Consider the following 14124-nt stretch of genomic DNA (forward strand, 5'->3'; position numbering starts at 1 on the left):
TTATAATATGCCTCTTTTCGGGGGCTTTCCTTGAAACCAATCGAGTGGAGAGAACGATGGCTGCGCGCAAGGCCACAGTAACGCGAGATACGCTGGAGACCCAGATCACCGTTTCGGTGAACCTGGACGGCTCCGGTAAAACGGCGTTCGACACAGGCATCCCTTTTTTAGAACATATGTTGGATCAGGTTGCACGTCACGGCATGGTTGATCTGGATATCAAGGCCAACGGTGACCTGCACATCGACGACCACCACACGGTCGAAGATATTGGCATCACCCTGGGGCAAGCCGTCGCTCAGGCGGTGGGCGATAAGAAAGGCATCCTCCGGTATGGCCATGCGTATGTGCCGCTGGATGAGGCCCTTTCAAGGGTGGTCATTGATTTTTCTGGCCGCCCTGGGGTCGTATTTCAGGTGCCGTTTACGCGCTCCTCGGTGGGCGGTTTCGACGTGGATTTGTTTATGGAATTTTTTCAGGGCTTTGTGAACCATGCCCTCGTCACCCTGCACGTGGATAACCTGCGCGGCGACAACAGCCACCACCAGATAGAGACCGTCTTCAAGGCCTTTGGTCGTGCGCTGCGCATGGCCTTGACGGCCGATCCACGTATGGAGGGCATCATGCCCTCGACCAAAGGCGTGTTGTAAACAGGGATCCAGGGTATGAGTGGTATTGTCGCCGTTATTGACTACGGCATGGGTAACCTGCATTCCGTCGCCAGCGCGTTGGAGCATGTTGGCGCGAGTGAGGTGGTAGTCACGCACGACGCCGATGTGATCCGACAGGCTGATCGCGTGGTGTTCCCGGGCGTGGGTGGCATTCGTGACTGTATGTCGGAAATTCGCCGCCTCAAGTGTGATGAACTTCTGACGCAGGCGCTAACGCAGCAGCAGGTGCCCGTGCTGGCGATCTGTGTGGGTCTGCAGGCCCTGATGAGTCGTTCGGAAGAAAACGACGGCGTCCATTGTCTCGACACGATTCCCGGAGAGGTCCGTTATTTTGGCAACCCGCTCACCGATGCTGAGGGCGCGCGCCTGAAGGTGCCGCACATGGGTTGGAACGAAGTGCACCAGACCATGAATCATCCCTTGTGGGCGGGCATTCCTGATATGACCCGCTTTTACTTTGTGCACAGCTATTACGCGCACGCGTGGGATCGCAGCCTGTTGGCAGGCAGCGTCCAATATGGCGTTAGCGCTGATGCGGCATTGGCCCGCGACAACCTGTTTGCAGTGCAATTTCACCCGGAGAAAAGTGCGACTGCCGGGCTAAGACTGCTGAAAAATTTTCTGGAGTGGAACGGACAATGCTGATCATCCCCGCAATTGATTTAAAAGACGGACAGTGTGTGCGTCTGCGTCAGGGCCTGATGGATGACAGCACAGTTTTTTCTGACGACCCGGTAGCGATGGCGGCGCGTTGGGTTGAGGCCGGTTGCCGACGTTTGCATTTAGTGGACCTGAACGGTGCCTTTGCCGGTGAGCCAGTAAACGGTGCAGTGGTAACGGCCATCGCTGCAGCTTACCCTGATTTGCCAATACAAATTGGCGGGGGTATCCGCACTCTGGACACCATCGAGCACTACATTAATGCCGGTGTCAGCTACGTGATTATTGGCACCAAAGCCGTCAAAGAACCTGAATTTGTGGCCGAGGCCTGCGCCGCTTTCCCCGGTAAAGTCATCGTGGGTCTGGATGCCAGAGACGGTCTTGTCGCCACCGACGGTTGGGCTGAGGTGTCCGAGGTGCGCGCCACCGATCTTGCCAGGCGCTTTGAATCCGACGGCGTGGCCGCCATCGTCTACACCGATATCGCGCGCGACGGCATGATGCAGGGCGTCAACGTTGAAGCGACTGTGGCGATGGCGCAGGCCTCTAGTATTCCGGTGATCGCCTCTGGTGGCATCACCGATATTCAGGATATCCGGGCATTGATGAACGTGGCGCATACGGGCATTTGTGGCGCCATTACAGGCCGAGCGATTTATGAAGGCACGCTGGATGTGGCCGACGCACAGCAGCTGTGTGATGAGGGGGTCGCCTAGCCATGGGTCTGGCCAAACGTATTATTCCCTGCCTCGATGTCGAGAACGGGCGCGTCGTAAAGGGCGTGAACTTTGTGGATATTCGCGATGCCGGTGATCCGGTGGAAATCGCTATGCGGTATAACGAGCAGGGTGCCGACGAGTTATGCTTTCTCGATATCACCGCCAGCCACGAAGGCCGCGATACGACCGTCCATACCGTCGAGCAGATCGCTGAGCACGTGTTCATTCCACTGACCGTTGGCGGCGGCATTCGCGCGATAGAAGACATTCGCACCATGCTGAATGCGGGTGCCGACAAAGTCAGTATCAATACGGCCGCCATTCACAATCCTGAACTGGTGCGAGAATCTGCCCAGCGCTTTGGCTCTCAGTGCATCATAGTCGCAATTGATGCCAAGCGAGTGGACGATGTGGAGGGTCAGCCCCGCTGGGAAATATTCACCCACGGTGGACGCAAGCCTACCGGTATTGACGCAGTCGCTTGGGCGGTGAGAATGGCTGAGCTGGGCGCGGGGGAAATTCTCCTGACCAGTATGGATCGAGACGGCACTAAAAATGGTTTTGAGTTAGGGGTGACGCGGGCGATTACCGATGCCGTTGAAATTCCAGTGATTGCTTCTGGTGGTGTGGGCACGTTGGATCATCTTGTTGACGGTGTCATTCAAGGCGGTGCCGATGCGGTGTTGGCTGCGAGTATCTTCCACTTCGGCGAGTACACCGTGCCCCAGGCGAAAGCCTACATGGCCCAGCACGGCATTGAGGTGCGGCGGTAATTAGCGCTTAGGGTGTATCCGCGGCTTTGGCAGCTACTTTTTTCTCATGCAACCGAAGGATGTTCAGGCCTTTTAATAGGGCAAGAGCTTCGTATAACTGGTTATCATCGGTGAGTAACTCTGTTTCGACGACGACGTCACGCTTGCTCTGACGCGTGCCGTTGGCATTGCTGAGGTGGCCTGACAGATCCGCTTCGCTGATCCGTTGCGTGTTGTCATAGGCGGTGATGATAGCGCGCTCGACGAGAATGTCGGGCACGATGCCTTCGGCCTGAATAGAGCGGCCATTGGGTGTAAAGTACAGTGCAGTAGTGAGTTTGATCGCACGGGAATCAGACATAGGCAGCACGCTTTGCACGGACCCTTTGCCAAAACTTTGGGTGCCCATAATGACAGCGCGGCTGTGATCTTGCAGGGCGCCGGCAACAATTTCTGAAGCGCTGGCGGAGCCTTGGTTGATCAGCACAACAATCGGCACACCGTCAGTGGCGTCGAGTGGAGCGGCGTCATAACGTGTATCCGAGCCGCTGACACGACCCTCAGTGTAGACGACATTGCCCTCGTCCATGAACAGCTCAGCCACATCGACACTGGCACGTAAAATGCCACCGGGGTTGTTGCGCAGGTCTAGTACAAGCCCTTTGAGCTCCCCTTTTGAGAGAAGTTTATCCAGCGATTTTTTTACGTCCGCGCCTGTGCTGCTTTGAAACTGGGCTATGCGGATGTAACCGTAACCGGGCGCTAGTATGCGCTGACGTACGCTGGCAACCTTAATCACATTGCGCACAAGGGTGACGTCGAAGGGCTCGCTGTTGCCGGGTCGGCCGATAGAGAGCACGATTTTGCTGTCCTTGGGGCCGCGCATTATCTCGATAGCCTCGTTCAGAGACATGCCTTTCACCGGAACGTTATCCAGTTTGAGAATGATGTCACCACTTTCCAAGCCGGCGTCTGCTGCGGGCGAGCCATCGATAGGGGCGATGATTTTGACGTAGCCATTTTCCGTTCCTACCTCCAAGCCCAGCCCGGTAAATTCGCCGGACGTGGAATCTTGTAGGCCCTGATAAGCGTCTTCTGTCAGGTACATCGAGTGCGGGTCGAGGCCCATCAACATGCCCTCAATGGCGAACTCCAGCAGTGTGCTGTCATCAATTTCTTCGACATAGCCCGTTCGAATCTGGTTGAACACTTCGGCGAAAGTGCGCAGTTCATCCAGCGGCAGTGCGGCCTGTTCTTCTGCCGCAGTCAGCGGAATGGAAACCGCCAGTGCAAGAGCGGCAGTCATGCTGGTCAGTGTAGGGCGGAGCCAAGAATTAAAGCGCATGGGTGTGGTCTGCGAGTCGGTAGCTTGAAGGCGACAGTTTACCTTATTCTCTATTACAAATGACATGTGCGTTGGCGCTCCACAGATTTAGCGTTTACACCAATTTGCCGGGTTGGTGGGCACGCCGTTATGACGCACTTCGAAATACACGGCGGTCTGCTCCATGCCGCCACTGTTGCCTACGGTGCTGATGGGGCTGCCGGCAGTGACCCACTCGCCGACCTCCCGCAGTAGACTCTCGTTATGCGCATACAGGCTCATATAGCCGTCGCCGTGATCGATAATCAGCAGCAGTCCAGAGCCTCGCAACCAGTCAGCATAGACCACGCGGCCGTGATGGATAGCCTTGACGGTAGTCCCTTCCTTCGCCGCTATCGTGATGCCCTGCCACTGCATTTTACCTGCGTTGCGTGAGCGACCGAACTGATTGCTCTGTTTGCCTTCTACCGGCCAGGCCATGTTGCCCTTGGCGCTGTCAAAGGTTGCATAGTTGGCGGGGACTTCCAGGTCGACAATGGCTTCTTCGATGGCTTGTAAGAGGTCTTCGAGTTGCTGTCGGTCCTGCTCTTTCTGTTTTAGTTGGGCGTTGTTACTGCGGATGCTTTGGTCCAGTTGAGTCACGGCCAGTGAGCGGTTGGCCTGTGCTGCAGTGAGATTGACCTGCTGTTCTTCCAGAGTCTGAGCGCGGGCTTCCAGCTCTGCCACAGTGGTATCAATGCGTTGCTGCAGAGCCACCAATTGACGTAGGTTTTCACGATACTCTGCGATCATGGTGTTGCGAGCCCGGAAAAAATAGCGGTAGTAGCCCAGCGACCGCGCCACAGTGTGTGGGCTTTTCTGGCTCAATAGCACTTTGACTTGTCCCTGGCGGCCGACCTGCCAAGCGGTCTTCATTTCCACGGCAATACGCGCCTGTTGCTCGTCGCGAGCTTTCTCATGTTGGCCGCGCTGTTCTTCCAGATCGACCAGCTTGTTGGCGCTGTCTTCAAAGGCTTGTTGATTCTTGGCTATATCGCGCTGTAGCGTTCCCAGTTCTATCTCGGTTTTTTTCAGTTGTGTTTGTAGCGCAGTCTGGCGGTCACTGGCATTGGATATTTCCGCTGTGATGCGTGTTATTTCGAGGTCAAGTTGTTGCAGCTGTTGTCGCGTTTTTTCTTCATCGGATTGTGCGACGCCCTGACATGATACGCCGAGAAACAGCAGTGCAAACAGTATTTTCCAGGGGGCAGGTAGTGTCAGAGCTGGCCTGTGCATGTCAGGCATCGACGCAGCCCCGGCAAAGGTGTCTATAGGTCAAGTGCGCTCGGTGAGGAGGCTGGTGCCCGTCATCTCTGACGGCTGCGGCAGCTCCATCAAATCGAGAAGGGTCGGCGCGATATCAGCCAAAATTCCACCAGACGGTTTCAGCTGGGCTTGTTTGGGCCCGATATACACAAGAGGCACCAGCTCCGTGGTGTGCTGAGTGTGCGTTTGGCCTGAAGCATGATCGGCCATCTGCTCACAGTTACCGTGGTCAGCGGTCACCAGGGCCTGGCCTCCCGCGTTAAGCAGCGCGTGTTCTACTCTGCCCAGGCACAGGTCCAGAGCCTCCACGGCTTTGACCGCAGCATCGAATACGCCAGTATGGCCCACCATATCGCCGTTCGCGTAGTTGCAAACGATCAGGTCGTATTTGCCCGAGGTAATTGCCTGCACCAGTTTGTCGGTCAACTCGGGCGCGCTCATCTCTGGCTTGAGATCATAGGTTGCAACATCCGGTGAGGCGATTAACTGTCGATCCTCGCCCGCAAATGCCTCCTCGCGGCCGCCGCTAAAAAAGAACGTCACGTGAGCGTACTTTTCTGTCTCAGCAATGCGTAATTGGGTCATGTGCCGTTGAGCCACATAATCGCCCAAGACGTTATCCAGTGTTTCCGGCGCGAAAGCGCAGCAGGCATCCATGTCTGCGGCATATTCCGTCGCCGTCACGAAATCCGCCAGCACCGGCACCGTGCTGCGCGGGAATCGATCAAAGTCTTTATCGACAAATGCTTGGGTTAACTGCCTTGCCCGGTCGGAGCGAAAATTCATAAATACGACGGCGTCGTTGTCGCTGACGAGGGCAGCCTTGTGCTGTTCATCGCAGATAACCGTGGGCAGCACGAATTCATCACTTTCGCCGCGCTGGTAAGCCGCGGCCAGGGCATCGCTGCTGCTGTCTGCACGGTATTGTGACGCACCTTCCGTGAGGAGGGCATAGGCTGATTCAATGCGATCCCAGCGGTTATCCCTGTCCATTGCGTAATAGCGGCCACAGACGGTAGCTGTGCGGCCGCAGCCGAGCTCTGCGAATAGGGCATCTGCCTTCTCCAGAGAGGGCCCCGCGCTGCGCGGGGGCATATCGCGTCCGTCAAGAAAGGCGTGCAGATACACCTGTTTAGCGCCGCGCGCGGCAGCCAAGCGTATGGCGGCGAAGATCTGTTGCTCGTGGCTGTGGACGCCGCCTGGGGAGAGCAGTCCGAACACGTGCACCGCTCCGCCAGCGGCGGTGGCCTTGTCGATAGCGCTGGTGAAGGCTGTATTGTGGTTGAAACTGCCGTCTTTTATCGCCTCGTCAATGCGTGAAATATTCTGATAGATGACGCGGCCTGATCCCAGACTCATATGGCCCACTTCGGAATTGCCCATTTGTCCGCTGGGGAGGCCCACGTCTTCGCCGGAGGCAGAGATCAGCGCGTGTGGAGCATCCGCCCATAGTCTATCCCACACCGGAGTGGAGGCCTTGGCAATGGCATTGTCTTGTGTCTCTTCGCGGTAGCCCCAGCCATCCAGAACAATCAAGACAGTGGGTGTTTTGTGACTTGCGGGCATGTGGATTCTCGACCGGTCAGAATGTTAATGGGTCTCATTTTAACCTTTCTGAGAAGTGAGCGCATCGTCTCTGTGGCCGGTTGACGATGGCCAGTGTCGTTCGCTCCTCGGGGCTGGTTGCGCCTTAGTAGACCCTGTATACTTGGCGCCCTTTAAATCGACCCAGATGTGTTTGACCGCATCATCAGTGTGCGCAGCTTTGGCACAACGGTCTTAATGCTTCTTAACAGGCATCAGTTAACAAAACCATGGCACTATTTTTTGAATTTTTGACACAGCAATGGATGCTAGTGGGTGCGCTTCTCGTCGTCGTCATCATGCTGATCATGAATGAGTCACGCAAGTCTGGCCCGGCTGTGACGCCGCAGCAGGCGATCACTATGGTGAATGCTGAAGATGGCGTGTTTTTGGATCTGCGCGATGCTGCCGAATTTAAGAAAGGGCATATCGTTGGCGCGATGAATATTCCCGCCACAAAACTGCCGGCGCGCATGGGGGAGCTTGAAAAATTAAAGGGTAAACCCATCGTGCTGGTCTGTAAGATGGGCCAGCAGTCTGGTGGCGCGAGCAAGCAGCTTAAGGCTGAAAATTATGAACAAGTCTATAAAATGACCGGTGGGATGATGGAGTGGGGTAACCTGCAACTGCCCACGGTCAGCTGATTCAGTTGTCTATATGAGCCACAGTGTCACTCTTTATACGACGCGTTTCTGCCCCTACTGTGTCCGGGCTAAGGCTTTATTGGACCAAAAAGGGGTCATTTATACGGAGATCGCGGTCGATAACGACCCCGGGTTGCGTCGAGAAATGATGAGCCGCAGCGGTGCTACCTCTGTGCCGCAGATATGGATAGGCGAAGAACACATAGGCGGCTGTGACGAAATGCTGTTATTGGAGCGGCAGGGTCGCCTGGATGGATTGATCGAGCGGGCGCTCGCCGCGCCCTGATTTTTGATAAACATAGGAGTATGACTTTATGGCCGATGAGCCCGTAGCAAGCGAGCAGCAGCCGCCTCAGCAACAGTTTTTGATGCAGCGTATCTATATCAAGGATTTGTCCTTTGAGTCCCCTTCAACACCGCTTTTGTTCAAAAAGCAGTGGCAGCCCAAAATCAGCGTTGATCTGAACACCAAAGGCGAAGCCATCGATGACCAGGGCAACTTTGAGGTTGTCCTCACGATTACTATTACCGCTAAGCTTGAAGAGGAGACGGCCTTTTTGATCGAATTACAGCAGGCCGGTATCTTCGCTATCCTGGGGTTTGAGGGTGAGCAACTGCGGCGGATGTTGGCTACGGCAGCCCCGAATGTTCTGTTTCCCTATGCGAGAGAGACGATCGATTCCATTTGTGTGAAAGGCGCTTTTCCTGCACTGATGTTGGCGCCGGTAAGCTTTGAAGCACTGTACCAGCAGGCTCTCCAGCAGGCGCAAACACAGGCTGATGCAGCTGCTGAGGCGACGCACTAAGCCGCTTCGGTTCCTAATTTTACTGGTCTACACCGAGAGTAAGCGCTCGCTTACTTGAGTTCTGGAAAATCCAACTGACGTAGGCCTTCGTAGACTACGAGGGCCGCAGCGTTGCTGAGATTGAGGCTGCGGCTATCCGCCTTCATCGGAATGCGGATGGTCCGTTCAGCACCCAGATTGTCTAATATGGTCGTCGGCAGTCCACGGGTTTCCGGGCCAAATAAGATGGCGTCACCAGGCTGATACTGTATCTGATGATAGGCTGTGTTGCCCTTGGTGGTAGCGGCGAAGATCCTTGGATTGCCTTGTTGCTGACGGAAGCTCTCAATGCTGGGGTAGAGTTGGACAGGGGCGAATTCGCGATAGTCCAGTCCGGCGCGGCGCAACTTTTTATCGTCCAGGTCAAACCCCAGTGGTTCGATGAGATGGAGCGAGCAGCCTGTATTGGCGCACAGTCGAATAATATTGCCTGTGTTGGGAGGAATCTCCGGCTCAAACAGAACGATTTTCAGCATGGTGCGGGCGACCTTGTGCGTGTCAGCGTCTAGAGTTTTAGTTCTTTCATTTTGCGTGTCAGCGTATTACGCCCCCACCCAAGTAATTCTGCAGCGTCCCGTTTTCGTCCATGGGAGTGCTCAAGCGCGACTTGTATCATGACCTTTTCAAACGCAGGTACTGCGTCCTGCAGAATTTTTTGCTTGCCTTGTACCAGCTCCTTGCGGGCCCAGTTAAATAGCAAGTCGGGCCAATCGGGGTGTTCGCTGGTCTTTGGCTCTGGCGAGCCGGTGCCGAGTTCTGGCGGCAAATCGCTCAGGTGCACTTCCCGGCCCGAGGCCATTACGGTGACCCAGCGACAGCAGTTTTCGAGCTGTCGCACGTTGCCGGGCCAGTTGAGGCCGCACAAAAAGGCTTCTGCCTCTGGCTGCAGAATCTTTGTTTCCCCGCCCAACTCTTTCGCCGCTTGCTGGAAAAAATATTGCATCAGTCGCGGGATGTCCTCTCGCCGCTCGGCCAGTTTGGGAATATGGATGCGAATCACGTTCAGTCGATGGAACAGATCCTCTCTGAAAGCCCCTTGTTGTACCAGACGCTCCAGATCCTGATGGGTCGCGGCAATAATGCGCACATCGACCTTAACCGATACGCGCCCGCCTACCCGATAGAATTCTCCGTCAGCAAGAACCCGCAACAGTCGGGTCTGGGTATCGGCAGGCATATCTCCGATCTCATCGAGGAACAAGGTGCCGCCATCGGCCTGCTCAAAACGTCCCTCGCGCTTGTCGTTCGCGCCGGTGAAAGCCCCTTTTTCGTGACCAAATAACTCCGATTCCATCAGATCTTTGGGAATAGCCGCCATGTTCAAAGCGATGAAAGGCGAGTTGGTGCGAGGGCTGTGACGATGCAATGCGCGCGCTACTAGCTCCTTGCCGGTACCGGACTCGCCGTTTATTAGCACGGTGATATTGCTGTGCGCCAATCGTCCAATGGCCCGAAAAACCTCCTGCATGGCAGGTGCTTCACCGATAATCTCAGCGAACGGTAGCTCCTCTGGTGTGGGGGTCTTGCTGCGTTTTTCTCGCGCGTGGGCGAGCGCACGCTCGGTAACCGCAACCACCTCGTCTAGGTCGAAGGGTTTGGGAAGGTATTCAAACGCACCCTTTTGGTAGGAGGCAACAGCACTCTCCAGGTCTGAGTGAGCAGTGGTAATGATAACCGGCAGATCGGGGTAGCTTTCGCCGAGGAGAGACAATAGCGTAAGTCCATCTGTTCCGGGCATGCGGATATCGCTGATGATCACATCCGGTTGTTGCGAGGCGATTTCCCGCAGCAGTGCATCTGCATCCTCAAAGCACCTGTTTGCAATGCCTGCCTTGTTGAGGGCACGCTCCAGCACCCAGCGGATCGAACTGTCGTCGTCTGCAATCCAGACTTCTGTGGGGTTAGGCATCGCGTGTATCCATGGGTAAGTAAAAGGTAAATCGGGTTTCCCCGGGGCGGCTATCACATTCAAGTGCGCCCCCGTGAAGAGAAATGATGGACTGGGCAATGGATAACCCTAGACCGGTGCCATCGGCGCGGCCAGTCACCATGGGGGCGAACACGGCAGGCATGAGATCTGCGGGTATTCCCGGGCCGTTATCAATGATGTCTATACGGCAAACCAGCCGATGTAGCTTTGCGCCCACGGTGAACTGCCGCTGTGAGCGACTGCGCAGGATGATCTCGCATTGATCGAGGTTTGGCGCGGCCGCTTGTAGCGCGTTGCGCATGATATTGAGCACCGCTTGAATCAGCTGTGCTCTATCGCAGGGAAACTCGGGCAGGCTAGGGTCATAGTCGCGTTTAATGACGACCTGATTGCCAGACTCGGCCGTAATCAGGTTGCGCACATGTTCCATAATTTCGTGGATATTGAGTGGCTGAACATCCAATTGTCGGTTGGGGCCTAGCAATCGATCGACGAGATCACGCAAGCGGTCAGCCTCGCGGATAATAACGTCTGTGTACTCGGCTAACGCCGCGTTGGGTAATTCCTTGGCCAGCAACTGGGCTGCTCCGCGCACGCCGCCTAATGGGTTTTTGATTTCATGGGCCAGACCACGAATGATCGCTCGGCTGGTTTCCTGGGCGTGTTGTGCGCTCTCATCCCTGCTGATTTTCAGTAAACGGTCAACGGCCGTCAGCTCAACCACCAATCTGAATGGGCCTTCACCATCGACAATAGGCGTGATGATGATATCGACACGCACTTCCTGTCCAGAGACTAATACCAGAGAAACACCGCGGCTGGCCTGTGGGGTATTATTGGATAGCGCCTGTTTCAGCTTCTGCAGCCAGTCTGCGGAGTGCAATATCAGGCTCCCGGCGTGTTGCCCAATACAGCGCGCCTCTGATGTTTCCAGCAAGGCCTGTCCGGCGGCGTTGAGCGCGACGATCTGTAGATTCGCGTCCAGCGCTACGATACCCGTACTGATACTGTCCAGTAGTTCCCGAATGTGTCTCATCCTTGCCTCACGGTTGGGTCGGCTCTCGCTTGTTCAAGTGGTCAACGCTGACGCGGAAGTCTTTGCGCGTTCCCCCTCTCTCTACCGTGCTAGCAAAAATTGGGCCAGAATGACGCAGCAGTGGGTGAAAAGGGAGTAAATGTCCGAGTATTGTGCCGGCAGTAAAGGTAAGCGCTCATATCGGTGGTGTAGTGAGCGATTTAGACGCCTGAGAATTATTCGGGTAGGTATCGAGAAACGCCTGCCGGGCACTTTACGCACCATAATGGTGCGCTTATGGTCAGGCGCTGTCCAGCACTTTCACTTTTTGTTACGGTTCCGCCTAATGCTAGAAATTCGAACGACAAAAACGCGCACGGCGGGCGAGATGGCTAATATCGCCCCGGAGCCGTCAATGACTGCCGCAGTAAGATCCTGCTGGCCGGGAAAGACATTGGTGAGCTCCCATGTGGTCGCGCGCTGCGGCTCACCCTGGGGCGTGCCGTTGATGAATAACTGCAGGCGCTCACTCACTCCCAGCTCAGCGCTGACAATGGTGCTGACGGAGAAGTTACCGGGCCCTGCGGGTATGGTGGTTTCGTTAGCCGGCGCTGAGATAGACACAGAGTAAGCCGGAGTCTCCCGCTGCTCTTTTCCTGCGGTATTGTCCGGTACAGGGATAAACAGCGCCTGTGGAGCTGGCGTGGTGTTGATCTGCGGGATGTCGACTTGTTGTGAAGGACTGCTATCGGGCGGCGGTGTGTCTGTGAATACGGCATTCCCGCGCGCGTCCGTTGTGCGGTAAATGGTGTCGGCAACACCGCACATGGGCATTAGCAGCAGGAGGGCAAAGAGAAATTGGGGCATGAATATCGCCTTACAGGATTCCTAACGTCTTTACCGTAGCAGAAATCTTAAGCCCAGCAGAGGTTTTATCGGCATAAATTGTGATTCCGAGCGCCATAATCAGGCAAAAAAAAGCCCGCCGAAGCGGGCCTATTCCGTGTGCCGGTTAGGCGTTATACGGAGTAATACATTTCGAACTCGATAGGGTGAGTCGTCATGTTGAGGCGCTGGATTTCGCCTTCCTTGAGCTCAATGAATGCATCGATCATGTCGTCGGAGAACACACCACCTTTGGTCAGGAATTCACGGTCAGCATCGAGTGCCGCCAAGGCCATTTCAAAGCTGGAGGCAACAGTCGGAATAGCCTTTGCCTCTTCGGCGGGCAGGTCGTAAAGATCTTTGTCGGCAGGGTCGCCGGGGTGGATCTTATTCTGGATGCCGTCCAGGCCAGCCATCAACATAGCGGCGAATGCCAGATAAGGGTTGGCGGTTGGATCCGGGAAGCGGATTTCAATGCGCTTGCCCTTGGGGTTGGCTTCGTACGGGATGCGGATAGACGCGGAGCGGTTGCGGGCCGAGTAGGCCAGCATTACCGGAGCTTCGAAGCCAGGCACCAGACGTTTGTAGGAGTTCGTAGACGCGTTCGCGAAAGCATTCAGTGCGCGCGCATGCTTGATGATACCTCCAATGTAAAACAAGGCAGTCTCTGACAGGCCAGCATAGCCGTCGCCAGCAAAGATGTTTTCACCGTCCTTGCCGATGGATTGATGCACATGCATGCCGGAACCATTATCACCGACAATTGGCTTGGGCATAAAGGTGGCTGTTTTGCCGTAGGCGTGAGCCACATTATGCACGCAATATTTCAGCACTTGCACTTCATCGGCCTTTTTCACCAGCGTGCTGAACCGCACACCGATTTCACATTGTCCTGCAGTAGCCACTTCGTGGTGATGCACTTCGATATCCAGCCCCATTTGCTCCATGGCGGTACACATGGCGCCACGAATATCGTGCAGGGAGTCGACCGGTGGCACGGGGAAATAGCCTCCTTTAACGCCTGGACGGTGGCCAGTATTGCCTTCCTCAAAATTGTGGTTGGAGCACCAGGCCGCTTCTTCTGAGTGGATTTTGACACTGCAGCCGCTCATGTCGACATGCCACTTGATGTCATCGAAAACGAAGAACTCTGGTTCAGGGCCAAAGAAAGCGGTATCGCCGATACCGGTGGACGTCAGATAGTCTTCTGCGCGCTTGGCAACGGAGCGTGGATCGCGGTCGTAGCCCAGCATAGTGGTAGGCTCAGCGACGTTACAGCGCAAGATTACGGTGGCATCGTCGGTGAAGGGATCCAGCACCGATGTGCTGTCGTCAGGCATTAGCACCATGTCAGAATCGTTTATGCCTTTCCAGCCGGCGATAGACGAGCCATCAAACATCTTGCCCCCATCGAAGAAGTCCTCAGACACTTCCTTGGAAGGAACGGTCACGTGCTGCTCCTTGCCGTGGGTGTCAGTGAAGCGCAGGTCTACCCAGCGGACTTCGTTTTCTGTGATGAGTTTCAGGGTTTGCTTTGACATCTTGTTTTCTCCATAGGGTAGTAATTGATTCGGCCTTGCCGATAGCGTTTTTTCTTGACGCCAGACAAGCCGGTTGCACAGGTAGCATCAGCAGTCTTAACAGAAGCAAGAGCCATGCCATAAAGGGTGCTTGAGGTAACGCACTGAAATCTAAAGAATTTATATCACCCACCACACTAACAAAGCCAATATGCACCATAAAAAAGCGTTTTTCGCTCTATTTTGGTGCAATTACTAACGCTGCGAACG

Annotated in this window: 15 protein-coding genes; 7 read left to right on the top strand and 8 right to left on the bottom strand. The window is 55.3% G+C overall.

The features are described 5' to 3' along the window. The first annotated feature begins 56 nt into the window (after nucleotides 1–56). The 4 genes from hisB to hisF are packed head-to-tail and all read left to right on the top strand — an operon-like array spanning nucleotide 57 to nucleotide 2823. Nucleotides 57–650 carry an imidazoleglycerol-phosphate dehydratase HisB gene (gene hisB, locus ABXT62_RS00570; RefSeq protein WP_415356602.1) on the top strand — a complete coding sequence of 198 codons (594 nt, stop codon included), beginning with the start codon at nucleotides 57–59 and terminating at the stop codon, nucleotides 648–650. Nucleotides 651–665: 15 nt separating this feature from the next. Further along, nucleotides 666–1316 (top strand): imidazole glycerol phosphate synthase subunit HisH, encoded by a 651-nt coding sequence (gene hisH, locus ABXT62_RS00575; protein ID WP_415356603.1) that lies wholly within the window; start codon nucleotides 666–668, stop codon nucleotides 1314–1316. Further along, the gene (gene hisA, locus ABXT62_RS00580) at nucleotides 1310–2047 is read left to right on the top strand and encodes a 1-(5-phosphoribosyl)-5-[(5-phosphoribosylamino)methylideneamino]imidazole-4-carboxamide isomerase (protein ID WP_415356604.1); all 738 of its coding nucleotides are present in this window, start codon (nucleotides 1310–1312) and stop codon (nucleotides 2045–2047) included. Before hisH ends, hisA begins: the two co-directional genes overlap by 7 nt. 2 nt (nucleotides 2048–2049) lie before the next feature. Then, entirely contained in the window at nucleotides 2050–2823 is a 774-nt protein-coding gene (gene hisF, locus ABXT62_RS00585; protein ID WP_415356605.1) for an imidazole glycerol phosphate synthase subunit HisF, read from the top strand. A 7-nt stretch (nucleotides 2824–2830) separates the two neighbouring features. On the opposite strand, the gene ABXT62_RS00590 is transcribed toward hisF, so the two are convergent. The 3 genes from ABXT62_RS00590 to gpmI are packed head-to-tail and all read right to left on the bottom strand — an operon-like array spanning nucleotide 2831 to nucleotide 6997. Beyond that, nucleotides 2831–4213 carry a S41 family peptidase gene (locus ABXT62_RS00590; RefSeq protein WP_415356606.1) on the bottom strand — a complete coding sequence of 461 codons (1383 nt, stop codon included), beginning with the start codon at nucleotides 4211–4213 and terminating at the stop codon, nucleotides 2831–2833. A 21-nt stretch (nucleotides 4214–4234) separates the two neighbouring features. Next, complete coding sequence (locus tag ABXT62_RS00595) at nucleotides 4235–5401, bottom strand: murein hydrolase activator EnvC family protein (protein WP_415356607.1); 1167 nt, start codon at nucleotides 5399–5401, stop codon at nucleotides 4235–4237. A gap of 39 nt (nucleotides 5402–5440) precedes the next feature. Then, the gene (gene gpmI, locus ABXT62_RS00600) at nucleotides 5441–6997 is read right to left on the bottom strand and encodes a 2,3-bisphosphoglycerate-independent phosphoglycerate mutase (protein WP_415356608.1); all 1557 of its coding nucleotides are present in this window, start codon (nucleotides 6995–6997) and stop codon (nucleotides 5441–5443) included. Nucleotides 6998–7245: 248 nt separating this feature from the next. On the opposite strand from gpmI, the gene ABXT62_RS00605 reads away from it, so the two are divergent. Genes ABXT62_RS00605 through secB form a run of 3 tightly spaced genes read left to right on the top strand, consistent with a single transcriptional unit; the run spans nucleotide 7246 to nucleotide 8465 of the window. Continuing rightward, complete coding sequence (locus ABXT62_RS00605) at nucleotides 7246–7659, top strand: rhodanese-like domain-containing protein (RefSeq protein ID WP_415356609.1); 414 nt, start codon at nucleotides 7246–7248, stop codon at nucleotides 7657–7659. A 13-nt stretch (nucleotides 7660–7672) separates the two neighbouring features. Next, complete coding sequence (gene grxC / locus ABXT62_RS00610; RefSeq protein WP_415356610.1) at nucleotides 7673–7945, top strand: glutaredoxin 3; 273 nt, start codon at nucleotides 7673–7675, stop codon at nucleotides 7943–7945. A gap of 28 nt (nucleotides 7946–7973) precedes the next feature. After that, complete coding sequence (gene secB, locus ABXT62_RS00615; RefSeq protein ID WP_415356611.1) at nucleotides 7974–8465, top strand: protein-export chaperone SecB; 492 nt, start codon at nucleotides 7974–7976, stop codon at nucleotides 8463–8465. Between the two features lie 50 nt (nucleotides 8466–8515). Here the strand turns inward: secB and trmL are convergent, their stop codons facing one another. The 5 genes from trmL to glnA form a co-directional block, all read right to left on the bottom strand. Next, nucleotides 8516–8980, bottom strand: coding sequence for a tRNA (uridine(34)/cytosine(34)/5-carboxymethylaminomethyluridine(34)-2'-O)-methyltransferase TrmL (trmL, locus tag ABXT62_RS00620; protein WP_415356612.1), 465 nt, complete (start codon nucleotides 8978–8980; stop codon nucleotides 8516–8518). A 29-nt stretch (nucleotides 8981–9009) separates the two neighbouring features. Beyond that, on the bottom strand, nucleotides 9010–10413 hold the full coding sequence (gene glnG / locus ABXT62_RS00625; RefSeq protein ID WP_415356613.1) for a nitrogen regulation protein NR(I): 1404 nt from the start codon (nucleotides 10411–10413) through the stop codon (nucleotides 9010–9012). Further along, nucleotides 10406–11470, bottom strand: a complete 1065-nt coding sequence (gene glnL, locus ABXT62_RS00630) for a nitrogen regulation protein NR(II) (protein ID WP_415356614.1) — start codon at nucleotides 11468–11470, stop codon at nucleotides 10406–10408. The genes glnG and glnL overlap by 8 nt, the downstream gene beginning before the upstream one ends. A gap of 300 nt (nucleotides 11471–11770) precedes the next feature. Beyond that, nucleotides 11771–12316 carry a DUF4124 domain-containing protein gene (locus ABXT62_RS00635; RefSeq protein WP_415356615.1) on the bottom strand — a complete coding sequence of 182 codons (546 nt, stop codon included), beginning with the start codon at nucleotides 12314–12316 and terminating at the stop codon, nucleotides 11771–11773. A gap of 152 nt (nucleotides 12317–12468) precedes the next feature. Then, nucleotides 12469–13875 carry a glutamate--ammonia ligase gene (gene glnA, locus ABXT62_RS00640; protein ID WP_415356616.1) on the bottom strand — a complete coding sequence of 469 codons (1407 nt, stop codon included), beginning with the start codon at nucleotides 13873–13875 and terminating at the stop codon, nucleotides 12469–12471. Nucleotides 13876–14124 lie beyond the last annotated feature (249 nt).

Source organism: Halioglobus sp. Uisw_031 (assembly GCF_047729875.1).
Taxonomy (GTDB): domain Bacteria; phylum Pseudomonadota; class Gammaproteobacteria; order Pseudomonadales; family Halieaceae; genus Marimicrobium.